The organism is Arthrobacter sp. 18067 (assembly GCF_902706295.1).
Classification (GTDB): Bacteria; Actinomycetota; Actinomycetes; order Actinomycetales; family Micrococcaceae; genus Arthrobacter.
This window is the reverse complement of record NZ_CACSJJ010000003.1, coordinates 189,024-211,461: the sequence shown is the minus strand read 5'-3', so window position 1 is coordinate 211,461 and position 22,438 is coordinate 189,024. Positions and strand designations below refer to the sequence as shown.

Annotated in this window: 24 protein-coding genes and 1 tRNA gene; 7 read left to right on the top strand and 18 right to left on the bottom strand. The window is 62.7% G+C overall.

The annotated features are described in order from the left end of the window. Nucleotides 1–8 precede the first annotated feature (8 nt). Complete coding sequence (locus GVL04_RS05060; protein WP_159700458.1) at nucleotides 9–686, top strand: ABC transporter ATP-binding protein; 678 nt, start codon at nucleotides 9–11, stop codon at nucleotides 684–686. Continuing rightward, nucleotides 673–2,220: a DUF6297 family protein gene (locus GVL04_RS05055; RefSeq protein WP_159700455.1), complete on the top strand. Its 1,548-nt coding sequence runs from the start codon at nucleotides 673–675 to the stop codon at nucleotides 2,218–2,220. The genes GVL04_RS05060 and GVL04_RS05055 overlap by 14 nt, the downstream gene beginning before the upstream one ends. 5 nt (nucleotides 2,221–2,225) lie before the next feature. On the opposite strand, the gene GVL04_RS05050 is transcribed toward GVL04_RS05055, so the two are convergent. After that, nucleotides 2,226–3,077 (bottom strand): PhzF family phenazine biosynthesis protein, encoded by an 852-nt coding sequence (locus GVL04_RS05050; protein WP_159700452.1) that lies wholly within the window; start codon nucleotides 3,075–3,077, stop codon nucleotides 2,226–2,228. A gap of 58 nt (nucleotides 3,078–3,135) precedes the next feature. Between GVL04_RS05050 and GVL04_RS05045 the strand changes: the two genes are divergently transcribed. Next, complete coding sequence (locus tag GVL04_RS05045) at nucleotides 3,136–3,558, top strand: DUF1801 domain-containing protein (RefSeq protein ID WP_159700449.1); 423 nt, start codon at nucleotides 3,136–3,138, stop codon at nucleotides 3,556–3,558. Between the two features lie 69 nt (nucleotides 3,559–3,627). Here GVL04_RS05045 and rplI read toward each other — a convergent pair whose 3' ends face one another. From rplI to rpsF, 4 genes are all read right to left on the bottom strand, one after another. Further along, on the bottom strand, nucleotides 3,628–4,080 hold the full coding sequence (rplI, locus tag GVL04_RS05040) for a 50S ribosomal protein L9 (RefSeq protein ID WP_011776753.1): 453 nt from the start codon (nucleotides 4,078–4,080) through the stop codon (nucleotides 3,628–3,630). A gap of 18 nt (nucleotides 4,081–4,098) precedes the next feature. Beyond that, nucleotides 4,099–4,338: a 30S ribosomal protein S18 gene (gene rpsR, locus GVL04_RS05035; RefSeq protein WP_003800144.1), complete on the bottom strand. Its 240-nt coding sequence runs from the start codon at nucleotides 4,336–4,338 to the stop codon at nucleotides 4,099–4,101. A 128-nt stretch (nucleotides 4,339–4,466) separates the two neighbouring features. Further along, nucleotides 4,467–5,048: a single-stranded DNA-binding protein gene (locus GVL04_RS05030; protein ID WP_011776754.1), complete on the bottom strand. Its 582-nt coding sequence runs from the start codon at nucleotides 5,046–5,048 to the stop codon at nucleotides 4,467–4,469. A gap of 50 nt (nucleotides 5,049–5,098) precedes the next feature. Continuing rightward, nucleotides 5,099–5,404, bottom strand: coding sequence for a 30S ribosomal protein S6 (gene rpsF, locus GVL04_RS05025; RefSeq protein ID WP_011776755.1), 306 nt, complete (start codon nucleotides 5,402–5,404; stop codon nucleotides 5,099–5,101). A 231-nt stretch (nucleotides 5,405–5,635) separates the two neighbouring features. Here rpsF and GVL04_RS05020 point away from each other — a divergent pair, with 231 nt between their 5' ends. After that, on the top strand, nucleotides 5,636–5,974 hold the full coding sequence (locus GVL04_RS05020; protein WP_159700447.1) for a YnfA family protein: 339 nt from the start codon (nucleotides 5,636–5,638) through the stop codon (nucleotides 5,972–5,974). 69 nt (nucleotides 5,975–6,043) lie between these two features. Here the strand turns inward: GVL04_RS05020 and GVL04_RS05015 are convergent. Beyond that, nucleotides 6,044–6,126 (bottom strand) — tRNA-Leu (locus tag GVL04_RS05015). Between the two features lie 119 nt (nucleotides 6,127–6,245). Between GVL04_RS05015 and GVL04_RS24480 the strand changes: the two genes are divergently transcribed. Both GVL04_RS24480 and GVL04_RS05010 read left to right on the top strand, forming a co-directional pair. After that, the gene (locus GVL04_RS24480; protein WP_200846748.1) at nucleotides 6,246–6,407 is read left to right on the top strand and encodes a hypothetical protein; all 162 of its coding nucleotides are present in this window, start codon (nucleotides 6,246–6,248) and stop codon (nucleotides 6,405–6,407) included. Nucleotides 6,408–6,416: 9 nt separating this feature from the next. Then, nucleotides 6,417–7,076: a DUF1345 domain-containing protein gene (locus GVL04_RS05010; RefSeq protein ID WP_235036164.1), complete on the top strand. Its 660-nt coding sequence runs from the start codon at nucleotides 6,417–6,419 to the stop codon at nucleotides 7,074–7,076. A 78-nt stretch (nucleotides 7,077–7,154) separates the two neighbouring features. Here GVL04_RS05010 and GVL04_RS05005 read toward each other — a convergent pair whose 3' ends face one another. From GVL04_RS05005 to GVL04_RS04970, 8 genes are all read right to left on the bottom strand, one after another. Then, nucleotides 7,155–8,570, bottom strand: coding sequence for an amino acid permease (locus tag GVL04_RS05005; RefSeq protein WP_159700445.1), 1,416 nt, complete (start codon nucleotides 8,568–8,570; stop codon nucleotides 7,155–7,157). 224 nt (nucleotides 8,571–8,794) lie between these two features. Then, entirely contained in the window at nucleotides 8,795–10,102 is a 1,308-nt protein-coding gene (locus GVL04_RS05000) for a M18 family aminopeptidase (protein WP_159700443.1), read from the bottom strand. A gap of 27 nt (nucleotides 10,103–10,129) precedes the next feature. Beyond that, nucleotides 10,130–11,053 (bottom strand): intradiol ring-cleavage dioxygenase, encoded by a 924-nt coding sequence (locus GVL04_RS04995; protein WP_159700441.1) that lies wholly within the window; start codon nucleotides 11,051–11,053, stop codon nucleotides 10,130–10,132. 85 nt (nucleotides 11,054–11,138) lie between these two features. Continuing rightward, the gene (locus GVL04_RS04990; protein WP_159700439.1) at nucleotides 11,139–11,831 is read right to left on the bottom strand and encodes a response regulator transcription factor; all 693 of its coding nucleotides are present in this window, start codon (nucleotides 11,829–11,831) and stop codon (nucleotides 11,139–11,141) included. After that, entirely contained in the window at nucleotides 11,828–13,117 is a 1,290-nt protein-coding gene (locus tag GVL04_RS04985; protein ID WP_159700437.1) for a sensor histidine kinase, read from the bottom strand. The genes GVL04_RS04990 and GVL04_RS04985 overlap by 4 nt, the downstream gene beginning before the upstream one ends. Nucleotides 13,118–13,143: 26 nt before the next feature. Continuing rightward, a complete protein-coding gene (locus GVL04_RS04980; RefSeq protein WP_159700435.1) occupies nucleotides 13,144–13,995 on the bottom strand; it encodes an ABC transporter permease in 852 nt (283 codons plus the stop codon). 2 nt (nucleotides 13,996–13,997) lie between these two features. Further along, complete coding sequence (locus GVL04_RS04975; protein ID WP_159700433.1) at nucleotides 13,998–14,942, bottom strand: ABC transporter ATP-binding protein; 945 nt, start codon at nucleotides 14,940–14,942, stop codon at nucleotides 13,998–14,000. 157 nt (nucleotides 14,943–15,099) lie between these two features. Further along, the gene (locus GVL04_RS04970) at nucleotides 15,100–16,602 is read right to left on the bottom strand and encodes a bifunctional phosphatase PAP2/diacylglycerol kinase family protein (protein ID WP_159700431.1); all 1,503 of its coding nucleotides are present in this window, start codon (nucleotides 16,600–16,602) and stop codon (nucleotides 15,100–15,102) included. Between the two features lie 91 nt (nucleotides 16,603–16,693). Between GVL04_RS04970 and GVL04_RS04965 the strand changes: the two genes are divergently transcribed. Continuing rightward, nucleotides 16,694–17,389: a phosphatase PAP2 family protein gene (locus GVL04_RS04965; RefSeq protein ID WP_159700429.1), complete on the top strand. Its 696-nt coding sequence runs from the start codon at nucleotides 16,694–16,696 to the stop codon at nucleotides 17,387–17,389. Here GVL04_RS04965 and GVL04_RS04960 read toward each other — a convergent pair. The 4 genes from GVL04_RS04960 to GVL04_RS04945 form a co-directional block, all read right to left on the bottom strand. Beyond that, complete coding sequence (locus tag GVL04_RS04960; protein ID WP_159700427.1) at nucleotides 17,334–18,521, bottom strand: MFS transporter; 1,188 nt, start codon at nucleotides 18,519–18,521, stop codon at nucleotides 17,334–17,336. The genes GVL04_RS04965 and GVL04_RS04960 overlap by 56 nt on opposite strands. Beyond that, the gene (locus GVL04_RS04955) at nucleotides 18,518–19,285 is read right to left on the bottom strand and encodes a DeoR/GlpR family DNA-binding transcription regulator (protein WP_159700425.1); all 768 of its coding nucleotides are present in this window, start codon (nucleotides 19,283–19,285) and stop codon (nucleotides 18,518–18,520) included. Before GVL04_RS04955 ends, GVL04_RS04960 begins: the two co-directional genes overlap by 4 nt. Before the next feature lie 155 nt (nucleotides 19,286–19,440). Next, nucleotides 19,441–21,123, bottom strand: coding sequence for an ABC-F family ATP-binding cassette domain-containing protein (locus GVL04_RS04950; RefSeq protein WP_159700423.1), 1,683 nt, complete (start codon nucleotides 21,121–21,123; stop codon nucleotides 19,441–19,443). Between the two features lie 49 nt (nucleotides 21,124–21,172). Then, nucleotides 21,173–22,429, bottom strand: coding sequence for an FAD-dependent oxidoreductase (locus tag GVL04_RS04945; protein ID WP_159700421.1), 1,257 nt, complete (start codon nucleotides 22,427–22,429; stop codon nucleotides 21,173–21,175). Nucleotides 22,430–22,438 lie beyond the last annotated feature (9 nt).

Below are 22,438 nucleotides of genomic sequence, written 5' to 3'. Positions count from 1 at the left end.
GTTGCACCATGGGGACAGTTCTGGAAGCCGAAGGCTTGCTGGTGGGGTACGCCGGGGCTCCGGTGTGTGGTGAAGTTTCTGCCTCCGTGGACGCTGGCGAAGTCTTGGGAGTCGTAGGTGTGAACGGCGCCGGGAAGTCCACGGTAGCCCGGACCATCGCGGGACGGCAGGCTTCCCTGGCAGGGGACGTGAAAGTCCATGGGCTCCTCATTGATCCCGACGCCGTACCTTTCCGCCGGCAGGTGTCTGCGGTATTCGACGACGACCTCTTCTTCCCCTCCCTCACTGTCCGGGAGCACCTGCTCCTTGTTGCCCGCGGGCATTCCCTCGACGATCCTGAAGCTCGGGTGGAGGAAGAGTTGGATTTCTTCGGGCTGCTGGGCAGGTCCCATGCCATCCCGGATGCCCTCTCTTCCGGTCAACGGCGCAGGCTGTTGCTCGCCGCTGGACTCATCCGCCCGTCGTCGCTCCTGATCCTTGACGAGCCCGAACAACGGCTCGATCCAAGGATGCGGGTGGCGCTCGGCGAACGCATAGCAGCGCATGCCAAAGACGGTGGCGCAGTAGTCCTGGTGACCCACGATCCACAGTTGCTGCTCGCCACGGCTTCCACGTGTTTGGTCATTGACGACGAAGTCCAGGAATTCGATCCGGAGCAGGGGGCCTCGATCATTGCCGGGTCCTGACACAGTCACCGTTTCACCGTCCACGCAGGGCCGGGAACTTGCCGCCGGCATCGTCAAATTCACGCGCCAGTCCGCGCGGCGCTACAAGCGCAGCCGGAGCTCATGGGGTGAACGCTTCGTCGATGCCTACAGCTGGGGCCTGGGAATCGGTGTTTCCCTGACCATCGCTGCATCGTTTGTCCTCGCGTTGCGCAATGAGATTAGTGACCGTGCTTCCACCGCCAACAGCATCATCCGGAGACAGTGGCTCGTCCTGCCGGAAGAGGTGCTGTGGACGTCCGTGACCTTCGCGGTCCTCCTGGTCATCGCCAACCTGGCCCGCAAGCTCGGACCGATGACCGTGAACGGAGCCGAGGGCAGCTGGTGGTTGACGCTCCCGATCGACCGCCGGCCCATGGTCCTGCCGCCGTTCCTCCGCAAAGTCGCACTCACCTCGGCTGGTTCGGCAATCATCTACTTACCCTTCAGCATGGTGACCGTCGTTGACCGCGCTCCTGTGGAGCACCTGCTCGCTTCGTTGTCTTTCGGCGCTGCCGGGGCCATTGCCTTGGTTCTGGCAGCCCTGCAACAGCTTCGTTTGCTGCCACCGCGGATTGGTAAAGCAACGACGGCGGCAGTTCTGCTTGGGTGTTCGGTCCTTCCCGCGCTGTCATCGTCCCCGTGGCCAACAGCGTTGGTGGGCGCTGCCGCCGTCGGACTCCTGGCGCTTGTCGTGCCGCGTGCCGGACAGGTGCGGGGCGAAGAACTGGTCCGCGGCGGAGCCGTGGCCGGTCACGCCGGAGCGTCCCTGTTCATGATGGACTCCAACGAGGTGCTGCGCGCGTTGGGCGGCGGCCGTAAGAGCGTCGACGGCGGCAGGGCCGCCAGGTTCTACGCCCGGCCTGTTGACGGCCCCCTGAGGGCCCTGATCCGTGCCGATGTAGTTGCCTTCCTTCGGCTCAATCCCCCACTGATGCCGCCAATTCTGTGGCTTGCTGCCTGCATCGCCATGTTGCTCGTGGAAGGCGGGCTGCCGGAGTTCGCCCAGTTGGCGGTCATCGTGATCGCCGGGTGTGCCACGGCTTCCGGTATGGGGAGTGTGGCCCGCAAGACTGCCCTGGTTCCTGAACTCGACGCACTGCTGCCCTTGCATCCGGCACTGGTAAGGATCAGCCGGACGCTCATGCCTTGCGCGGCGATGGCACTCTGGATGGCGATCCTGAGCGGGCTCCTGGTTCTGCTCGGCGCTGCGGATCCCTGGCTCATCGGCGTCGGGGCCCTTGCAGGTGTCGGCATGGGCGCAGGCACTCTCCGCGCGGCCACGAAGACACCGCCGGACTGGACGGCTCCCCCGGTTGAAACTCCGTTCGGCCCCGTTCCCCGCGCTCAACTCGGTTCGTTGATGCGCGGCCTGGACGTGACCATCCTGGCGACCATACCGCTGCTGGTGGCACTCTATCTGGGCTACGTGCCGTGGTCTGTGGTGATCGTGCAGGCCCTGTTCAGTGCCGGCGTCTTCCTGGTGGTGGTGGTGACACGGCCAAAGCGGATCTGACCGGCCTAGAGCAGCACCGTGCCTTCGATGCAGGTGGCCGACGCTCCACCCACCCAGATCTCGCCATCCTCGGCTTTGACGTGAACTCGCCCGGCCCTTCCCAGTGCAGTGCCCTGAGCCGCCACATACTCCTCGGGCGCCCTGCCGCTGCCGATCAACCACTGGGCTGCGCCGGCATTGAAACTGCCCGTCACCGGGTCCTCCACCATGGCATCGCCCGGAATGAAGGTACGGACTTCGAAGTCGACGGCGGCGCCCGCCTGATGAGGGCCGATTACCCCGACCTTGAGGTCACCCATGGCCACGAGGTCCGGCTCGATGGCCAGCACCTGCTCGGCTGATTCAAGGAGCACGCCGATCCACTCCGGGCCATTGACCAGCCACGATGCATCCAGCAATGCGGCCTCTGGGAGCCGAAGGCCGGCAGCGAGCTGGGCACGGACGCCGCGGTCCACCGGGGCGAAGCGTGTCAGCGGCGGTGCAGCGAAAGCCAGCCTGCCGGCGTCCTGCTTCACCCGAACCAAACCCGCACCGCATTCCTGAACCAGGACGCCGTCAGTCTTGGGCACTCCCCCGGCCTGGAGCCACGTGTGCGCCGAACCCAACGTGGGGTGGCCGGCGAACGGGAACTCCTCGCTGCCCGTGAAGATCCGAACTTTGTAGTCGGCTTGGGGGTCAGTCGGAGGCAGGAGGAACGTCGTCTCGGAGAGGTTGGTCCAGTTGGCGAAGTGCTGCATTCTCTCGCTGCTGAGGCCTTCTGCGTCGATCACGACGGCCAACGGGTTGCCGAGGTAAGGCTCGTCGGAGAAGACGTCCACTTGGTGGAAAGGGCGGCTGCGCGGGGCTTCTGAAGTCACCGCTGCAGGCTATCACCGGTTGCTGGCGGGCCTGCCCCGCGTCTGCGAAACTACCAGCATGGCAGAGAACAAGACCCAGCCCACGGACGTGTCTGTGGAAGAATTCCTGGCCTCCGTGGAGCATCCGAAGCGGCGCGAAGACGGTTTCGAGTTGCTGGACATGATGCGGGACATCACCGGGCAGGAAGCCGTGATGTGGGGCCCGACGATCGTCGGTTTCGGGAGCTATCACTACAAGTACGACAGCGGTCGCGAGGGAGACGCCGCTGCCGTCGGCTTCTCACCACGCAAGGCGAACCTGGTCCTGTACGGAGTCACCGAGGGCCCCGACGCAGACCGATTGCTTCCCGAACTCGGCAAGCACAAAACCAGCACCGCATGCCTTTACGTGAACAAACTGGACGACGTGGACCGCGGCGTCCTCGCCGAGATGATCCGCACGGGCTACCAACACGTCATGGACGAATTCCACACACCCTAGATCTCCCGCCGAACAGAAAGCCCCCACCACCGGAATCCGGTGATGGGGGCTTTCAGGTGCAGTCAGAGACTACTTTGCTGCGACGACCTCGAGGTCGATAACAGCGGAAACATCCTCGTGCAGGCGAACGTTGGCCGTGTACGAACCGACAGACTTGATGTGGTTCGGCAGTTCAACGTTGCGCTTGTCGATGGCGCCGAGGCCAGCGGCTTCAACAGCAGCAGCGACATCAGCAGGCTTGACGGTGCCGAAGAGACGACCGGACTCGCCGGCCTTCACCTCGAGCTTGACCTTCTTGGAGGACAGAGCCTGGGCCTGTGCCTGTGCAGCTTCAACAGAAGCGTGCGCACGAGCGGCGCGGGCAGCCTTGATGGACTCAACCTGCTTCTCGCCACCCTTGGTCCAGGTCAGAGCGAAGCCGCGGGGCAGCAGGAAGTTACGTGCGTAACCGTCCTTGACCTCGACAACGTCGCCAGCAGCACCGAGACCGGTTACTTCGTGGGTCAGAATGAGCTTTGCCATGTTAGTTAATCCCTTCCCTTAGCCGCGGCCAGCGCCGGAGTAAGGCAGCAGAGCAACTTCGCGGGCGTTCTTGATTGCCTGGGCGATCTTGCGCTGTTCCTGAACGGTAACGCCAGTGACGCGACGAGCGCGGATCTTTCCGCGGTCGGAGATGAACTTGCGCAGCAGTGCTACGTCCTTGTAGTCGATGACAGTGATGTCAGCGGCCTTCAAGGGGTTGGACTTTGGTTTGGGCTTACGGAGTTCAGCCTTAGCCATCGTGGAGCTCCTTTTCTATGGAGCCCGTGGATATTGATCCACGGGATGGTGGTGTTCGACGGCGGTTGGCACCATGGTGCCTTGCGGCAGTTCCGGTGAGTGTCCGGCGTCGGACTTTTATTTTTTGTTTAGAAGGGAGGTTCGGAATCGGGGCCGTTGCCCCAGCCGCCAGCATTGCTGACACCGGGCGTAGCCCAGGGGTCATCCTGCTGTTGTGCGGGCTGGTTGCCACCCCAGGTTCCACCGGAGTTGCCGCCGCCCTGGTTTCCACCAGGAGCGCCACCTCCAAAGCCACCGGAGTTACCGGCGTTACCGCCACCAAAGCCACCCTGGCCACCGCCGGAGCGCTGGGTACGGTTTACCTTGGCGTTTGCGTAACGCAGGCTGGGGCCGATTTCGTCGACCTCAAGCTCGATTACGGTGCGCTTTTCGCCTTCTTTGGTTTCGTAGGAACGGCTCTTCAAACGACCGGAAACGATGACGCGCATGCCCTTTGTGAGGGACTCGGCCACGTTCTCAGCTGCTTCGCGCCATACCGATGCGCGGAGGAACAGGGTTTCCCCGTCCTTCCACTCATTGGACTGGCGGTCAAAGGTCCGGGGAGTAGAAGCGATGGTGAAGTTCGCTACTGCTGAGCCAGACGGGGTGAACCGCAGCTCGGGGTCATTGGTGAGATTACCGATGACCGTAATAGTGGTTTCGCCTGCCATCTACTGCCTCCTTGTTCGTTCCTGCGTAGTAAAGATCTTGAAGGGGCTGATTACTCAGCAACGACCTTCTGGTCTTCAGGGCGGATGATCTTGGTGCGCATGATCGTCTCGTTGAGAGACAGCTGGCGATCAAGTTCCTTGGCGGTAGCCGGTGCTGCGGTGAAGTTCACCACTGCGTAGATACCTTCGGACTTCTTCTTGATGTCGTACGCCAGACGGCGACGGCCCCAGATGTCTACCTTTTCGATGGTTCCACCATCGGTGGTGATGACATTGAGGAACTTCTGAAGCGACGACTCTACGGTACGCTCTTCGACCTCGGGGTCGATGATTACCATCAATTCGTAAGGACGCATATGTGAACCCACCTCCTTTGGGCTAAGCGGTTACGGTATTTCCGTAACAGGAGGTTCATTTGCGATGCTGTGGCTCGCTCCCCCGCCGAAGACTCGGAAGGAGGGCGCAACACAGACTTCAATATCTTAGTGCATCTCCTGCACCCAAAGCTATTCGAGTGGATCCGGAGCTGGAACCGGCCAGATTGCGTATGTGGATAACCCGGCGCCGGAGCACGGAATACTGGGACCATGACCGCCCTGAAGTCCATCGTCCTCTTCGTTTTGGCCGCCGTCGCAGAGATTGGCGGCGCCTGGCTGATCTGGCAGGCCGTGCGCGAGGGGAAAGCATGGTGGTGGGCCGGGCTCGGAATCGTGGCTCTGGGGATCTACGGATTCTTCGCAGCGTTTCAACCGGACGCGCATTTCGGCCGGGTCCTGGCCGCGTACGGGGGCGTTTTCATCGCTGGCTCGCTTGCATGGGGAATGCTGATGGACGGATTCCGCCCGGACCGCTGGGACGTGATCGGGGCGGCAATCTGCATCGTGGGCGTGGGCGTCATCATGTTTGCACCACGGTCAGGCGCTTAGGCCAGCACCCGGGCGCCTGGTCCAGAGACGACAAAACCCCCGGAAGATGACCTTCCGGGGGTTTCCTTGTGCGCGGAGGGGGACTTGAACCCCCACCCCCTTTCGAGGACTAGCACCTCAAGCTAGCGCGTCTGCCATTCCGCCACCCGCGCAAGGTGATCAGGAGAACCAGCGTTTCGTTTTTCTCCTCGACAGCGACAAAGACACTAACACGAGGAACGGCATTCCGTGGATTCCTGCCCCCTTGATGGCGTCCCGCTAGGGTGGGGCCATGGATGCCACTCCCCTGAATGCCCTTGTCTTGACGGTTGTCTTCGCTGCAATCGGGCTCTACGCCCTGTACTTCGTCATCCGTGCGGGCGTTCGGGACGGCATCCTCCAGGCAGACAAGAAACGCGAAACGTCACGCCGAACAGACTTTCCCATTGGCTAGGGTGAGCGCATGGACAAGGTCAGGGTGAGGCGGAGCCGGCTGCGCTTCGTCGTCATGGTTCTAGCCGGCGCCGTGGCCTTCATCGCCACCGGAGTCCCCGGCAATTGGGTGGATGCTCCTGCAGTCGGCTGGGCCGTGGCAGCGCTGGTCTACGTGGCCTGGGTATGGCTGGTGATCGCCCGGCTGGATCCGGCCCAGACTGAGCAACACGCCACCTCCGAGGACCCGTCCAGGGGAGTCACGGACCTGCTGATACTCGTGGCAAACTTGGCCAGCCTTGCAGCTGTGGCCGCCGTGATCGTCAATTCGCACACCGAAGGAACAGGCGCACGCCTGTCTTCTGCGGCTCTCGCGCTGGCCTGCGTGGCCCTGTCCTGGATGCTGGTACAGACGCTTTTCACCCTGCGTTACGCGGAGCTCTACTACAGCCCGGAGGCCGACGCCGGCGGTGAAGTGGGCGGCATCAGTTTCAATCAGGACCGCCCGCCCCAGTACACGGACTTTGCCTACCTCGCCACAAGCCTGGGCATGACTTATCAGGTATCGGACACCAACCTCGGCAATCATCGGATCCGCGCCGAAGCCCTGAAGCACAGCCTGCTGTCCTACCTCTTCGGCACTGTCATCCTGGCCGTCACCATCAACCTGGTCATCGGACTGGCGCAGTAGCTGCTGCCTTGGTGCCGTTAAAGCGAAACGGGACAGCCGCCATCGAACGTTGACGGCGGCTGTCCCGCGCAAAGACGCTTACGACGCCGGTCCGGAACCAACCTCGGCCCGCTCGGCATCCGTAGTGGTCACCTCGGCTGGGGTGGCGCCACGCTTGCGGTAGCGGAACACGCCGATGGCTACGACGACTGCTGCCAACGCAAGTGACAGGAACAGCGATTCACGGGTGGATTCGATGATGACCATCCCGATAATCAGCGCCACGATGGCACCGATGGCGATCCACGTGAGGTACGGGAAGAGCCACATTTTGAGATCAAGGTCCTTGGCCGCAGCGCCCATGCGTTTACGCAGGATGAGCTGGGACGTTGCGATAACCAGCCACACGAACAAGGCGATGGCGCCCGAGGTATTCACCAGGAACAGGAACACCGTGTCCGGGGCGATGTAGTTCAGGCCAACCGTGACGAAACCAACCACGGTGGAGGCGAGGACCGCTGCAGCAGGAACGCCGCGCTTGGAAATCTTCATCCAGGACTTGGGAGCATCGCCACGCTGCGAGAGCGAGAACAGCATGCGGCTGGCGGTATAGAGGCCGGAGTTGAGGCAGGACAGCACCGAGGTGAGGACAACGATGTCCATGATCGTGCCGGCGCCCGGGATGCCGTAGAGCTCGATGACAGCAACGTACGGGCTCTTGGCAACAGAGGCGTCGTTCCACGGCAGAAGCGTCACTACGATGGCGATGGATCCGATGTAGAAGATCAGGATGCGCCACACTGTGGACTTCACTGCCTTCTTGACGGCGTCCACGGGATTCTCGGATTCACCGGCGGCAATGGTGGCGATTTCGGCGCCGAAGAACGAGAAGACCACCACGAGGATGCCTGCCAGGACAGCGCCGGGCCCGTTCGGCATGAAGCCGCCCTGATCCAGGAGGTTCGCAACACCCGGCGCGGAAACGCCCGGCATCAGGCCGAGGATCGCGGCAATACCGGCGAGCAGGAAGATGACGATCGCGGCAACCTTGATGGACGCGAACCAGAACTCAAACTCACCGTAGGACTTCACGGAGCCCAGGTTGGTCAGGGTCAGGAGGACCATGAGAACCAATGCCCAGATCCATTGATCGACGCCGGGAACCCAGCGGTGCATGATGGCGGCACCCGCCGTTGCCTCGATGCCGAGGACGATGATCCAGAACCACGCATAGAGCCAGCCAATACTGAACCCTGCCCAGCGGCCAAGGGCTTTATCAGCGTATGTGGAGAACGAGCCGGTCTCGGGGTTGGCCGCAGCCATCTCACCAAGCATGCGCATGACGAGGATGACCACAAGCCCTGCAGCCAGGTAGGCCACGAGGATGCCCGGGCCCGCCTGCTGAATGGCAGCGCCGGAGCCTACGAACAGACCTGCTCCGATGACGCCGGCAATGGCGATCATGGACAGGTGACGTGGCTTCAGGGACTTGGAAAGCTGTTGGTCAGCGTGCATGGATCGGCGCCGTCCTTTAGGTTTTGGGGATTGGCCTCAGTGGTGTGCCACGGGCCACATGACTAATTCACGCTAACCTGCTGGATCGATGCCGTTCCTGTGCAACCGAACATTTTGCCTTCTCCCAAACAGGGACTATGCACAAAATGTAAACCTCAGGGCATCTAATGTTTCCTATAGGAAACTTTTGAATTGGCCCTGAAATGACTGCTTGAGGCTTTCCCTCAGGCGGCAGTCCGGAAGAACAACTCCGAAACCTCAGCCATCCTCTTCGGATCCTCCACGCCACACAGTTCGCGGGCGGAGTGCATCGAGAGCAGCGGGATGCCCACATCCACCGTCCGGATTCCGAGGCGGGTTGCGGTCAGGGGACCGATGGTGGAGCCACACGGGAGATCGTTGTGAGAAACGTATTCCTGATAAGGCACATTGGCTTCGTCGCACAAACGGGCCCAAAGTGCGGCGCCTGTGGCATCGGTGGCATAGCGCTGGTTGGCATTGATCTTCAACAGTGGGCCGCCGTTCAGCAGCGGCTTGTTCGCGGGATCGTGCTTCTCCGCATAGTTCGGGTGGACTGCGTGGCCGGCGTCCGCGGATACACAGAACGACGCCGCCAGCGCCTGCCGCCGCTGGCTCACCGAGGCGCCAAGACCGTCGGAGATGCGCACCAGGATGTCTTCGAGGATGGGACCACACGCGCCCGAGCGCGAGTTGGAGCCGATCTCTTCATGGTCAAAGGCAGCAAGGACCGCGATCGGACCATCGGCCGGTGCGGCGGCGCCATGCGCTATCAACGCGACCAGGCCAGCATGAGTGGAAGAAAGATTGTCCAGGCGCCCTGAAGCGAAAAACTCACCGTTCGCCCCAAAGACCGCCGGCGCCTGTGTGTCTGCCACCACCACGTCGTACCCGCCAATCTCGGCAGCATCAACGGTGGCGCCTTCAACGCGGTGGGCAAGCAATGCCAGCAGATCCTCCCCGGCCGGATCGCCCTGGCCGAAAATGGGGTTCATATGCTGCTGCTTGGACAAGTGAAGACCGTTGTCGTTGACCCCACGGTCCAGGTGGATGGCCAGCTGCGGGAAGCGAAGGAGGGGGCCGGTGGCAGTCAGGTGCTGGGTACCATCACGCAGTACCAAGCGCCCGGCCAACTGCAATTCGCGGTCCAGCCAGGAGTTCAGGAGCGGCCCGCCGTACACCTCGACGCCGGCCTGCAGCCACCCGAATTTACCCGTGGTGGGCTTTGGCTTGAGCTTGAAGGACGGTGAGTCAGTGTGGGCACCCAGGATGTTGAATCCCGTGGTGGGGCCGGCGTTCTCCGGAGTCACCCAAGCGATGAGTGCGCCATCGCGGATCACGTAGAACTTGCCTGCTCCGCCACCCCACGGCTGCAGTTCATCAAGGCCTGTGAATCCAACCGCGTCCAGTCGACGCGCGGCTTCGTGGACCGCGTGGAAGCTTGAAGGCGACGCCGAGACGTAAGCGCCGAGGTCCGTGATGTGGTCAACTGCTGCGGAGTCATTCGAAGGCATGCCCCCGAGTCTAGCCCCGCTGTCGGCTCAGACGATGACGTTCAGAGCGGCTGTAAAGCCTCCCGCAACAGACCCGGATATATTCGCCAACTGATATATACCACCGTCGTCACCGAATACGTTGTCCGAGGTCAACGAGGTGTTGGGGAAGTTCCGGGCACTCGATTCGTAACCGTCTGTTGCGTAGACCTCCTTGCACGCTGCCTCGGTGAGTGCGATCTGCGAAACCGCAAGCACCTGCCCGGCAGCGCTGGTGTTACTCATGGATTCGAATACCTCAAAGTGAATATGTGGCCAACGGCCGTTGTACGCACCAGGGTAGATCGTGCTGAACGTGAGCTGTCCATTGGCATCAGCCTCCTGAACGCCCCGCAGGTAGTTCTCGTTTTCCACGCCCGAATCGTAAAGCGAGTACTTGCCGTCTTGGTCGCAATGCCAGGCATATACGGCAGCACCTGCCAGCGGTGAGCAGCCGTTCGCGTTGTCCAGCAGCGTCAGGGTAACGGTCAGTGGCACCCCTTCAGCTTTGGTGCTTGAGGTGCCGAAGCTGGACCTGATGTCGCGGCGGACCACTCCCGAAGCTTCTAGGACGTTTGGCCCGTTGGAACCGTCCCCCGGGTACGGGCCGAGTGTCTCCTCGGGGATCTCCACACCGCATTCTGCGATGGCACGTGTCACAGTGCTGGTCGCCGAAGGTGAGGCGGCCGCCGTCGTGCTTTCCGTCGCGGTGGCAGTAGCGCTGGTGGTGCTCGACGGCGTGGCGCTGCTGCCTGTTCCCGTCCCGGGGGTGCAAGCCGCCAGGGCGGCTGCGGTTCCCGCTCCGAAGAAAACCCCCAGGGTGCGACGCCGGCTCAGCAGAGTGGAGAGGTCGAACTCAAGGCCGCGGTCGTGGTCGGGGTGAGGCTGACCTTGTTCGGCTGGTTCCCTGGACGGTTGTTGAGGAGAAGTCATGCATCCATGAAACGCGTGCGCCCTATGGGTTGTACATGGGCAAACTGTGGTGGGACTGTGAATCCCGAACAGCGCTGATTCCGGTTCAGTAGTCCGGGTTGCTCGGCACCACAAGCCCGGTTTCGTACGCGTACACCACAACCTGAACACGGTCCCGCAACTGCAGCTTGCTGAGGATCCGGCGCACGTGGGTCTTCACGGTGGCCTCGGACAGGAAGAACTTATGGGCAATTTCCGCGTTGGACAGACCCTCGGCGATGGTAGTGAGGATCTCGGTTTCACGCGGCGTGAGCTCGTCCAGCAGCGGATCCCGGTGCGGGCTGGGCGAGTGGCCGGGCACCACACCGCCACGAACATACGTTTCCAGGAGCCGTTGCGTTACCCGGGGAGCAACCACGGCATCGCCGCTGGCTACCAGACGCACGGCATGCACCAGTTCCGAGGGGGCCACGTCCTTGAGCAGGAACGCTGAGGCCCCGGCCTGCAAACCGGTGAAGGCGTACTCATCAAGATCGAAGGTGGTGAGGATGATGACCCGGGCGTCCGAACCGGAATCCGAGATGCGACGGGTCGCCTCGATCCCGTCCATGGCGGGCATCCGTACATCCATCAGCACGACGTCCGGGTGCAGGGCTTCCACCTGGCGAACGGCCTCGACGCCATCGGACGCCTCGCCCACAACGTGGAGGTCGTCTTCACCTTCCAGGATCAGCCGGAACCCCATCCGAAGCAGCGGCTGATCGTCAACGAGCAGCACTTTGATGATGTCTTCTGTCATGATTCCCCCTTGTCGCCGTTCCAGCGGAGCTCGGCGTGGACCGCCCAGCCTCCCCTTTTTCCTGGACCGGCAGTAACGATTCCAGCATAGATTCCGGCACGTTCATTCATCCCGGCAATACCTTGGCCAGTCCCCAGGCTGCCCATGGATTCGCTGCCACCTTCGCGGGTTCCGCGGCCGTCGTCGAGCACTTCGATGGTGACCAAGTCGCCGGCGCGGGCCACCTGGACATCCACACGGCTCAACGAGCGTCCGTACCGCAGGACGTTTGTCAGTGACTCCTGCACAATTCGGTAGACAGTGAGTTCGAAGGCCGGGTCCGCCGGTAAAGCTGGTCCAGTGTGCGCATAATGCAGCGGCAGCCCCGCGGTTCGGAACCCATCCAGGAGCTTCGACAGGTTGTGCCCGGATGCGAGCGGCGTGAGCGGTGCCGGCCTCCCGGAATCGTCACGCAGGACACCGAGAACGCGACGCATATCTGCCAAGGCAGCACGGCCGGTCCGCGACAGTTCGCTGAGGACCTCGCCAGCCCTTTCCGGGTCCTTCTTGACCACCACAGCGGCGCCGTCCGAGAGGCTGATCATCACCGTCAGCGAATGAGCCACGACGTCGTGCATTTCGCGCGCAATCCTGTTCCGCTCGGTCACCTTGCCAAGTTGGGTGGTGCGGGCCGCCCAAGCCGCGATCTCGGCCTCATGCTCCCTGCGTTGGCGCACCGAAATGCCGATGCCCGTGGCCAGGAGGTTGGACAACATGATGGTGATCGCCGTGGCGATGTTGTTGATGAGGTGGAAGTTCTCCGGAACGTCCTGCAGGGTGCCCATCTGACTCGGAGTTGTCCACATGAACAAGTACAGGAGGCTCAAGGGCAGGCTCGCTGCAACGAAAACAACCAGGGCGATGCCGCGCTTCTTGATGGACGCGAACGCGTACAGCGCAAACCACAGGCCGGCGGAAACGTTTGAACCCCACGGGTTCAGGATGGTCGCCGCAACTTCCAAGAGCCCGACGGCGGCTACCACCTGGAGGGGGAACCGCCGCCTGAAAATCAGCACGGCCGCGATCAGCGCAAGCAGCACCGCGACGAGCCACTTGCCGTCGATGATGGAGGTGACCATGGTGGGCAGGGCCAACAGCACGTAGCAGAGGACCACCACAGCATCCATCGCACGGGGCCGCTTGTAGAAGTAGCGGCGGATCCTGCCCCTGCGACGCTGGGCAATTTCAGCAAAGGACGTATCCGCCGCGGGGGCCGATATGTCCTTCACCTGTGGAGCTTCAGTCATGGATTGAGCCTAGACGGCAACCCGTCCTAGACGTCCCGCTTCTTGAGCAGGATCATGGCCAGCGCTACCGGCACAACCACCCAGGCACCGAGTACCAGGGCCGCCTGCCACGCTTCGAGCGTGTCCGGGACATGCTCGACGGCGGTCAGCGGACTGAGCGTGCTGGTGGGCAGGTACTTGCTGGCTTCCTTGAAGAAGTCGCCCGGGATGAGCTGGAACGCGATCGGCAAAACAAAGAAGATGCCCACCAGGCTCATGATGCCGCCTGCGGAGTTGCGGACGATTGTTCCAAGTGCCATACCAATTGCGGCGACGGCTGCAACGTAGATGCTGTTGACCAGCAGCAGTTTGATGGACTGTGAGCTGCCAAGATCCAGCTTGAGATCGTAGCTATCCACGATCGGCAGCGACACCAAGCCCGCGATGTAGGTGGACACGGCAGTCAGCAGGAAGGCGCTCACAACCACAACAATGAGCTTGGCCAGGAACGGTGAAAGCCGCTTGGGTACGGCAGCAAACGTTGAGCGTGCCATGCCCGTGGTGAACTCGGAGCTCATGAGCAGGACGCCCAAGGAGCCGAGGATGAGTTGGGCGAACGAAATACCTGATGTGGGGATGCTGACGGCCAGATCCCCGCCCTGCGCTGCGATTGCTGCTGCAGCTTCGGGGTCTCGTGCGGCCTGCTCTGCAAAACTTCCTGTTCCCCATGCCGCGAGGGCCGCGAAACCAACCATGACGATCGCCGTGGACGCCAGGAGGATCAGCGTGGACATCAGGGTGCGGAACTTGATGAATTCCGAGTTCAGCACGCGATGGAATGCCGGTCCCGGACCAACGGAGTTACGGATGGACCTGCGGTCCAAAGTGGTGGTGCTCATGTCTATTTCCCTCCGGCCTGAGCGGGAACCGAGGCCCCGGTGGTGATGTGCGAGTGGTATTCGACCTCGTCCTTGGTCAGTTCCATGTATGCCTCTTCCAGGCTTGCCTGGAGCGGGGTCAATTCGTAGACCATGACCTGGTTTTCAAGCGCAGTCCTGGCGATGCCCCGGGGATCCAGCCCGGACACTTCGAGGAGTTCGCGCTCGTGGACTTCAACGGAGACGCCGGTCCCGGCAAGAAGCTGCATGAGGCGTTCCGGCTGGTCCGTTCGGACACGCGTGCGCGCCTGGCCCTTGCCCGTGATGATTTCCGCGATGGGTGCGTCAGCGATGATCTTGCCGCGACCAATCACGATGAGGTGGTCTGCCGTCAGTGCCATCTCGCTCATGAGGTGGCTGGACAGGAAGACTGTGCGGCCTTCGGAGGCCAGGTATTTGACGAGGTTGCGGACCCACACCACGCCTTCGGGATCAAGGCCGTTGACGGGCTCATCCAGGATGATGGTCTGCGGGTCGCCCAGCAGCGCGGCGGCAATACCGAGGCGCTGACCCATTCCGAGCGAGAATCCCTTGACCTTCTTCTTCGCGACGTCACTCAGGCCGGTCATCTCGATGACTTCGCGGACCCGGCTCGTGGGGATGCTGTGCGTGGCCGCCATGGCAAGGAGGTGGTTGTATGCAGTGCGGCTCGTGTGGACAGCCTTCGCATCCAGGAGGGCGCCGATTTCCCGCAGTGGTGCCTTGTGCTGGGCGAACGGTTCACCGTTCACAGTCACAGAGCCCGCAGTTGGAGAGTCCAGCCCCATGATCATGCGCATAGTGGTGGACTTGCCGGCACCGTTCGGACCCAGGAAGCCCGTCACCCGTCCGGCTTGGACAGTGAAACTGACGCCGCCCACGGCGGTCTTCTCGCCGTAGACCTTGGTCAGGCCTTTTGCTTCGATCATGGAAGCGTTCCCTCCTCGGAGCACATGAGTGTGCAAGTGAGTTTTGAATGTACTCACAACGCTACTCACGGAGGGCGGGTAAATCGCCGGTCTCAGGGATGATTCAGGGTTCAGTCAGGGTAGTCCTCGCGGATGACCCGGTAGGCGTTCAATCGCGTCAGTCGGCCGGCAGAGGTGAGTAAACGCGGAGCTCGCGTGGTTTCACGGTGAAGGTGGCACTGCGGACCCCGGGCTTCGGTTCCCCGTCCACGGCCAGGACCAGAGCCTGCCCGATCGCCTCCACGGTGATGGTGGTGGCCTCAGTCAGATGAGTGACTTTGGAGGCTGCGACGGTGCCTGTCACCACCGCCCAGAGCAAGCGCATGCGGGCAAACGGCTCGTCCGCTGTGATCATGCGAACGTCCAGGACGCCGTCGTCCAGCACGGGCCTGCGAAGCGGCGCGTGGTCACGGGGGTAGTACCGGCCGCGGCCCAGGTACAGGATCCACAGCTTGTGTTTCACTCCGTCCACGGTGAGCGTGGTGGGCGAGTTCACTCCGAAGGTGCGCAGGGAGGCAACCAGTCCTGCCAATGGTTTTCCGAGTGCCGGCTGGAGCCGCTCACGCCTGCGGACCAGATTGGGATACACCCCTACGCTGGCGGTGTTCAGCATGGCCAGCTCGGTGATCTCCGGAGTCTCCGGCAAACCGCGCTGGACTATGACGTGCCCCAGATCAACGGACGCTGCCTGCCCCTTGGTGACCGCTTCGATGGCATCGTCGATCGAGCTGGTGCCCACGTCACGGGCGAAGTGGTTGAGGGTTCCGCCCGGCAGCACCAGGAGCGGGAGTGAATGTTCGACGGCGGCAGCAGCCGCAGTGCCAACGGTTCCGTCTCCGCCCCACACGCCCAGTGCAACGGTGCCTGGCCGGGTTGCTGCGGCTTCCATCGTGGCCTCAATGTCTTCGCCTTCCGCTATTTCCTGAATATGTGCTTTCGGGAATATAGCCTTCAAAAGCTCGCCCGTCTCCGGCGTATAAGAACCACCCATGACGTTGACCGCAATACTGAGCCCCTCGCCGTCGTGAATTGCGGGCGCCTCCACCGGAGTGCGGCGAGGAGTTGGCTCCGGCGGCCTGGCGGGCCACCAGTTGCGTGTTGCCAACGCTGCGCCGGCACCGAGAGCCGAACCCAGCACCACATCGGAGGGCCAATGAGCGCCGGTGTGCACGCGGGAGTAAGCCACCCCCGCTGCAACAGGTGCCAGCGCAAGTCCGATGGCCGGGGACACTATTCCGGCGCCTACAGCGAAGGCAACTGCAGATGCTGAATGGCCGGAAGGCATGGAGGAACTCGTTGGCTGGGGATTCACGAATCGGAACAGCGGAAGGTGCTCGGGAAGAGGCCTGGACCGGGGGAGAGCCCGCTTGAAGATGACGTTGGTGACCCCGGAGGCAACGCCCAAAGCGAGCAAACCGTGAAGGGCTGCCCTGCGTGGTTTGCCGGGGAAAGCTGCCATGACTCCCGCGACACCAAACCACAGCTTCCCTTTGGTAGCAGCGGCAGAGAGCCTGCGGAAGAAGGCGTCGTGGTCACCTTGTGGTTGCCGGGAGACCGCCCGAACCAGTAAATGGTCCAACCGTGCAACCCGTTTGGGACCCTTGCCCACGAAGCCTCGCATCCCAACACAGTAACCCTTGTGGCCAGCCCCGGTGGCGTACAACCGCCGGAGAACGCCGGTTTGCGGTGGCGGCCATAGCTACGATGAAGTCATGGTTCGCGACATCCTTCGGCGTCAACGGCCCGACTGGCAGTTGGTGACCCCCGGTCTGCTCCTGCTGTGCGCCTTTGCGGTTCCAGCTGGGATGTTGCTGGCAGGGCAAGGCGAGCCGGCCTTCAACGGCGTGGACACCATGTGGCAGGCCTACTCCTTCACCTTGCACTCGCCCTTCTGGGATGCCGTTAACGCAGTCCTCAACTGGGCCGGTTATGTGGGTGCACTGATTTTGCAGACGGTGCTCGCAGTTGCGCTTGTTGTGGCGCGCCGACCCATGACCTCGATCTTCGTCGCCGCTTCCGGCATCTCAGCGCTGGCGCTCACCCAACTGGCCAAAACAGTTGTGGGGCGTAGCCGGCCTGAAGGTGCCCAAGTTTTGACCGACACCGGTTCATACCCTTCAGGGCATGTATCGGCTACCACCGCGTTCCTGATGGTGCTGGCGTTACTCATCGCCCGCTGGTGGATGACCGCGATAGCCACCCTTGGAGTCATCGCCATGATGATCAGCAGGACCTACCTTTCGGCCCACTGGCTGAGCGATGTCCTCGGCGGTGCCTGCCTTGCTGCCGGCGTCGTCCTGCTCCTGTGGTGGCGCTTCCGGAAGATATGCCTAACGGAGAACGCCGGCGAGACTATTTGGGCGGCAAAGGCTTCGCGACGCCTGCAAGCAGGAGAGCGAGCAGAATAGGGGCTCCGATGGCCAGCAAGGCCATGTGGATGCCGGTGTGGTCGCCCAGATAGCCCAGAAGCGGTGGGCCTGCCAGGAATGCGATGTAGCCGATGGTGGATACAACGGACACCCGGGCGGCAGCGTGCTTGGGGTCATCAGCCGCGGCAGACATGCCCATCGGGAAGGCCAAGGCCGCGCCGATGCCCCACAGGGCCGCGCCAATACCAGCGAGGATCACATTGCCGGCAAAGACAAACAACGCCAAGCCAACAGCGGCCGCAGCCATGCTGGCCCGGAGAACAATCACGCGGCCGAACTTGTCGATGGCCTTGCCGCCGAGGAACCGCATGACCGTCATCGCCAGGACGAAGAGCGCGAACAGCAACGCACCCGTGGATTCGGAGGCACCAAGACCGTCCACTGCAGCCTTTGCGATCCAGTCGTTGCCCGCACCTTCGGTGAGGGTGGCACCCAGGACAACGACGCCGATGAGCAGCGTCCTGCCATCCCGCCAAGCCGTGGGGCCCTTCTCAGCCGGCACGCCGCCGTCGTGAGTTTCCACGGCCTCGTGCGGCAGGAAGTATCTGGGGACCGTCAGCGCGAGGGCGACGGCAATGGCAGCGATGACCAGGAGGTGCTCTGGCAGACCAACTCCGAGCTGGGACAGTCCGGCGCCGATCAGCGCGCCAAGGAAGGCGCCGCCGGAGAAGGCCGCGTGGAACTGGGGCATGATGGTGCGCTTGAGTCGGTGCTCAACGTCAGCTCCCTCGATGTTCTGGGAGACATCCCACAAACCGATTCCGATGCCGAAGAAGAACAAGGCGATCGCCGTGGCCGGAACTGACGCGGCCATCAGCGAGAAAGCAATGGCTGCGCCGGCGGCACCCGCAACGATCCCCGCAACGCGAACCGTGTTCGCCGTGCCGATCCTGCCAACCACCCAACCGGCCGATGGCAGCGCAAGCAAGGACCCGACCGCTGTGCAGAGCAGCAGAGTGCCCATCTGGCCTGACGTAAGGCTGAGGGCCTCGGTCACGGCCGGAATGCGGGCCGCCCAGCTGGCGAAAACCAAACCGTTCATGCCGAAGATCAGGAACGTCGCCACCGCCGCGGCATTGACGTTGGTGGTGCTTCTGGTGTTGGTGGTCATGCAATCACAACTTCCACGGAGAGTTTGTTGAGCCGGGCAAGATCTTCTGGGGATGGTTCATGGTCTGTCACGATGACGTCCACGGCCTCCATGGCGGTAACCAGGGCTACCGCGCTGGCATTCCACTTGCTGCCTGACGACGCCACAATTACCCGCGCCGCCGATTCGAGGCCGGCGCGTTTCACCGCCGCATCATCCAGGTCGTGCGCCAGGAGGCCATCTTTGAGGTTGAGGGCACAGGGAGTTACGACGGCGGTGTCGAACCTTAGGGAGCGGATGTTGGCTTCCGTCATGGGTCCCCGGAACGATTGCTCGCCTTGGACGAGCCTGCCTCCGGGGAGAATGAGCCCGGGTGCCCGGCCAGTCGTGTGTCCTGTCAATGCCTCGACGCCGTGGAGGGACATGGGCATGACCGTGAGTTCGCGCGTGGCCAGCCGGCGAGCGATCTCCGTTGCCGTTGAGCCGCTGTCCAGCCACACGTGCTCGCGGTCCCTGATGAGATCGTCAACGGCCGCCGCTATGCGGATCTTGGCCTCGTGGTCTTCCAGTTCACGCTGCCCGTAGCCTGGGTTTTCTCCTCGGGCCAACAAGCTTCGTGCACCACCGTGGACGCGCTTCAGCACCCCGTTGGCTGCAAGGATTTCAAGGTCCCGGCGGATCGTGGCACCGGAAGCCCCCGTGGCATCCACCAGTTCATCCACAGTGGCTTGTTCGCGCGTGCGCAGCAGCTCGCCTATGAGCCGGTGGCGGTCAGCAGTTCCCATACTCCAACCGTAACAATCTCTGCGCACTTAATCACGCGTGATGATCATTTACGCACAGACGCTCTCTCACCTCTCGTTGCTTAAAGCGGAACGCTCTCGCAGCCAGTGCTAGAGCGTTCGCGGAAAGACGTCCGTAGGTGAGAGTGGATCCGTGGTTAGCGGGCGCGCTCCACGCGTTTCTCGTCCCACACGGGTTCTTCGGATTCGTAGACTTTGCCGTCGGAACCGAAAATCAGGAAACGGTCAAAGGACTTGGCGAACCAGCGGTCGTGGGTCACGGCAAGAACGGTGCCCTCAAAGGCATCGATCGCCCGCTCCAACGCCTCGCCCGAGTGCAGGTCCAGGTTGTCCGTGGGTTCGTCGAGCAGCAGGAGCGTGGCCCCCGAGAGCTGAAGCAGCAGAATCTGGAACCGTGCTTGCTGACCTCCGGACAACGACTCGTACTTCTGCTCGGACTGGCCGGCCAACCCGTAAGCGTCCAGCGCCCCGGCAGCAGCCTCGCGGGGGAGGCCCGAGCGGTGTTCGTCACCGCGGTGCAGGATCTCCAGCAAGGTCCGGCCCAGAAGATCAGGACGCACATGGGTCTGGGCGAAGAACCCGGGCCTGATGCGGGCACCAAGCTTCACGGCCCCTTCGTGCGGCACTTCAGCAATAACGACGTCGGACACCGGCAGGTGCTCCCGCTCCGGGTCGGTGCCGCCGGTGGCGAGCAGGCGCAGGAAGTGGCTCTTGCCCGATCCGTTGGAACCAAGCACGCCAACGCGGTCACCGAACCAGATCTCCGTGGAGAACGGCTTCATGAGCCCAGTCAGTTCGAGCTTCTCCGCCACGACAGCGCGCTTGGCGGTGCGCCCACCCTTGAGCCGCATCTTGACGTTCTGCTCGATAGGCAAGGCCTCGGGCGGTCCTGCCTCCAGGAACTTGGCCAGGCGGGTCTGCGCAGCCTGGTACCTGTTGGCCATGTCAGAGCGGAACGCGGCCTTGTTCTTGTACATGTTGACGAGTTCCTTGAGCTTCACGTGCTCCTCGTCCCAGCGCTTGCGGAGTTCCTCGAACCGGGCGTTGCGGTCAGCGCGGGCCTCGACGTAGGAGCCGAAGCCCCCACCGTGGATCCATGCGCCGGCACCGTTGATGCCAGGCTCGAGCGTGACGATGCGGCCAGCTGCGTTGTTGAGCAGCTCGCGGTCGTGACTGATGAACAGCACCGTTTTCTTGGACTCGTTGAGCTTGCCCTCCAGCCAACGTTTGCCGGGCACGTCCAGGTAGTTATCCGGTTCGTCCAGGAGCAGGAGCTCGTCCGGACCGGCAAACAGGGCTTCCAGCACTAAACGCTTCTGCTCGCCACCGGACAGGGTGGAGGCGCGGCGGAACTGTGCTTTGTCGAAGGAAATCCCCAACGCGGCCATGCAGACTTCGTCCCAGACGGTCTCGACGTCGTACCCACCAGCATCGCCCCAGTCCACGATCGCCTGGGCGTACTTCATCTGCGTGGGCTCGTCGTCGTGCTCCATCATGGCGAGCTCTGCGTCCTCAACCGCCTTTGCAGCGGCAGCAAGCCCGGCCTGGGCCGTGGAAACCAAAAGGTCGCGGACAGTTGATTCGTCGCGGACCTGGCCCACGAACTGCCGCATGATGCCCATGTTGCCTGAACGGCCCACGACGCCTTCATCCGGCGTGAGGTCGCCGGAGATGATCTTGAACAGGGTGGTCTTACCGGTGCCATTCGGTCCGATCAGTGCGGTCTTAGTGCCGTCGGGGACCTTAAAGGTCACGCCGTTGAGCAGCTGGGTGCCGTCGGAGAGGAAGTAGTCGATGCCGGAAACGTCAATATGGGCCACGTTTCAATCCTCCCACGGCAAGGTATTAAGGCTCGACGGCGTTAATCGGCTACGGTTTCCTCCGGGCAAATTCCGGCGCGTGTTCTGGTCGCGGACCGAAGGCAATCATTCGCGCCGGCAGCTTCCCGAAGGAAGGGAAGTTCCTCACCACGAAGACCAAGGGCTTGGGGGGCTTCGGCTGTCTGCCCGCCATGGCTTGCGCGAACACCACTCGGTGCAGGACCCGCTGGAAGGTCTGGACAATGACGGTGGGAAGCCAACGCCGCTTCTGGACAGCGGCGAGGTGTCCGTCGTCGAGCGTTTCACTCAACAAGGGCGACGCGAGCACGCGTGCCGCCGCCACCGCGTCCTGCACCGCAAGGTTGATCCCCACACCGCCGGCGGGGGACATCGCGTGGGCGGCATCCCCAATGAGCAATAACCCCGGCTGATGCCATCGGGACAGACGGTTGAGTTTCACGTCCAGGAGGTGGAGGTCATCCAAGGATTCGATGGTGTCTACTCGGTCAGCGAGATCCGGCCGCAGGCTGGCAACCTTGTCCCGAAAGGCCTCCACTCCTTCAGCCCGCAGCTGTGGATCCGAGCCCTTCGCGGCCAAGTACGCGATCTGGTGGTAGTCCTTGCGGGTCAGGCTCAGCAGTACGTCAGAGGCGCCAAAGCGGGGCGAAATGGAAGCAATTGGTTCGTCCTCGCCTGCAGTACGCGGCAGCCTGAACCACCACGTATCGAACGGCACGGGGAATTCATGCGGCACCAGCCCGGCCTGGGATCGGAGCACCGAACCGCGACCATCGCATGCCACTGTCAAGGAAGCCCACAGTTCTCCACTTCCCACAACAGCACCAGCGAGCGGATCGCGGGTTTGATACCTCACCCCAACAACCGCTCCCGAGTCGTCCCGCAGCAAGTCCGTTGCTTCAGTGTTCATCAGCAAAGTAAACGTAGGTTCCTGTCGGGCCGCTTCCACCAGGAGATTCAAAAGGTCCCATTGCGGCACCATGGCCACGTAGTTGTAGGGGGCCTTGAGGCGTGCAAAATCAGCGAGGACCACAGAGTCGCCTGGCCCGGTGGGCAGGCGGAAATTGCCCAGTTTGCTCTGGGGAAGGGCACGGAATCCTTCGCCGAGGCCCAGTTCGTCCAAGAGCCGAATGGTGGAGGCGTGGACGGTATCACCCCGAAAATCACGCAGGAAGTCGGCATGCTTTTCCAGCACGGTGACCTTCACGCCGGCGCGGGCAAGCAACAGCCCCAGTACAATTCCGGCCGGCCCTCCACCGACCACTACACACTGGGTATTTGCCTCCATGGTTCGCCT

Excerpts from the sequence above, each read along its gene's own strand:
- GVL04_RS05060 (WP_159700458.1), top strand. The coding sequence starts at position 9 with ATGGGGACAGTTCTGGAAGCCGAAGGCTTGCTGGTGGGGTACGCCGGG.
- GVL04_RS05045 (WP_159700449.1), top strand. The coding sequence starts at position 3,136 with ATGGCAGAGAACAAGACCCAGCCCACGGACGTGTCTGTGGAAGAATTC.
- rplI (WP_011776753.1), bottom strand. The coding sequence starts at position 4,080 with ATGGCAAAGCTCATTCTGACCCACGAAGTAACCGGTCTCGGTGCTGCT.
- rpsR (WP_003800144.1), bottom strand. The coding sequence starts at position 4,338 with ATGGCTAAGGCTGAACTCCGTAAGCCCAAACCAAAGTCCAACCCCTTG.
- GVL04_RS05030 (WP_011776754.1), bottom strand. The coding sequence starts at position 5,048 with ATGGCAGGCGAAACCACTATTACGGTCATCGGTAATCTCACCAATGAC.
- rpsF (WP_011776755.1), bottom strand. The coding sequence starts at position 5,404 with ATGCGTCCTTACGAATTGATGGTAATCATCGACCCCGAGGTCGAAGAG.
- GVL04_RS05020 (WP_159700447.1), top strand. The coding sequence starts at position 5,636 with ATGACCGCCCTGAAGTCCATCGTCCTCTTCGTTTTGGCCGCCGTCGCA.
- GVL04_RS24480 (WP_200846748.1), top strand. The coding sequence starts at position 6,246 with ATGGATGCCACTCCCCTGAATGCCCTTGTCTTGACGGTTGTCTTCGCT.
- GVL04_RS05010 (WP_235036164.1), top strand. The coding sequence starts at position 6,417 with ATGGACAAGGTCAGGGTGAGGCGGAGCCGGCTGCGCTTCGTCGTCATG.
- GVL04_RS05005 (WP_159700445.1), bottom strand. The coding sequence starts at position 8,570 with ATGCACGCTGACCAACAGCTTTCCAAGTCCCTGAAGCCACGTCACCTG.
- GVL04_RS05000 (WP_159700443.1), bottom strand. The coding sequence starts at position 10,102 with ATGCCTTCGAATGACTCCGCAGCAGTTGACCACATCACGGACCTCGGC.
- GVL04_RS04995 (WP_159700441.1), bottom strand. The coding sequence starts at position 11,053 with ATGACTTCTCCTCAACAACCGTCCAGGGAACCAGCCGAACAAGGTCAG.
- GVL04_RS04990 (WP_159700439.1), bottom strand. The coding sequence starts at position 11,831 with ATGACAGAAGACATCATCAAAGTGCTGCTCGTTGACGATCAGCCGCTG.
- GVL04_RS04985 (WP_159700437.1), bottom strand. The coding sequence starts at position 13,117 with ATGACTGAAGCTCCACAGGTGAAGGACATATCGGCCCCCGCGGCGGAT.
- GVL04_RS04980 (WP_159700435.1), bottom strand. The coding sequence starts at position 13,995 with ATGAGCACCACCACTTTGGACCGCAGGTCCATCCGTAACTCCGTTGGT.
- GVL04_RS04975 (WP_159700433.1), bottom strand. The coding sequence starts at position 14,942 with ATGATCGAAGCAAAAGGCCTGACCAAGGTCTACGGCGAGAAGACCGCC.
- GVL04_RS04970 (WP_159700431.1), bottom strand. The coding sequence starts at position 16,602 with ATGCGAGGCTTCGTGGGCAAGGGTCCCAAACGGGTTGCACGGTTGGAC.
- GVL04_RS04965 (WP_159700429.1), top strand. The coding sequence starts at position 16,694 with ATGGTTCGCGACATCCTTCGGCGTCAACGGCCCGACTGGCAGTTGGTG.
- GVL04_RS04960 (WP_159700427.1), bottom strand. The coding sequence starts at position 18,521 with ATGACCACCAACACCAGAAGCACCACCAACGTCAATGCCGCGGCGGTG.
- GVL04_RS04955 (WP_159700425.1), bottom strand. The coding sequence starts at position 19,285 with ATGGGAACTGCTGACCGCCACCGGCTCATAGGCGAGCTGCTGCGCACG.
- GVL04_RS04945 (WP_159700421.1), bottom strand. The coding sequence starts at position 22,429 with ATGGAGGCAAATACCCAGTGTGTAGTGGTCGGTGGAGGGCCGGCCGGA.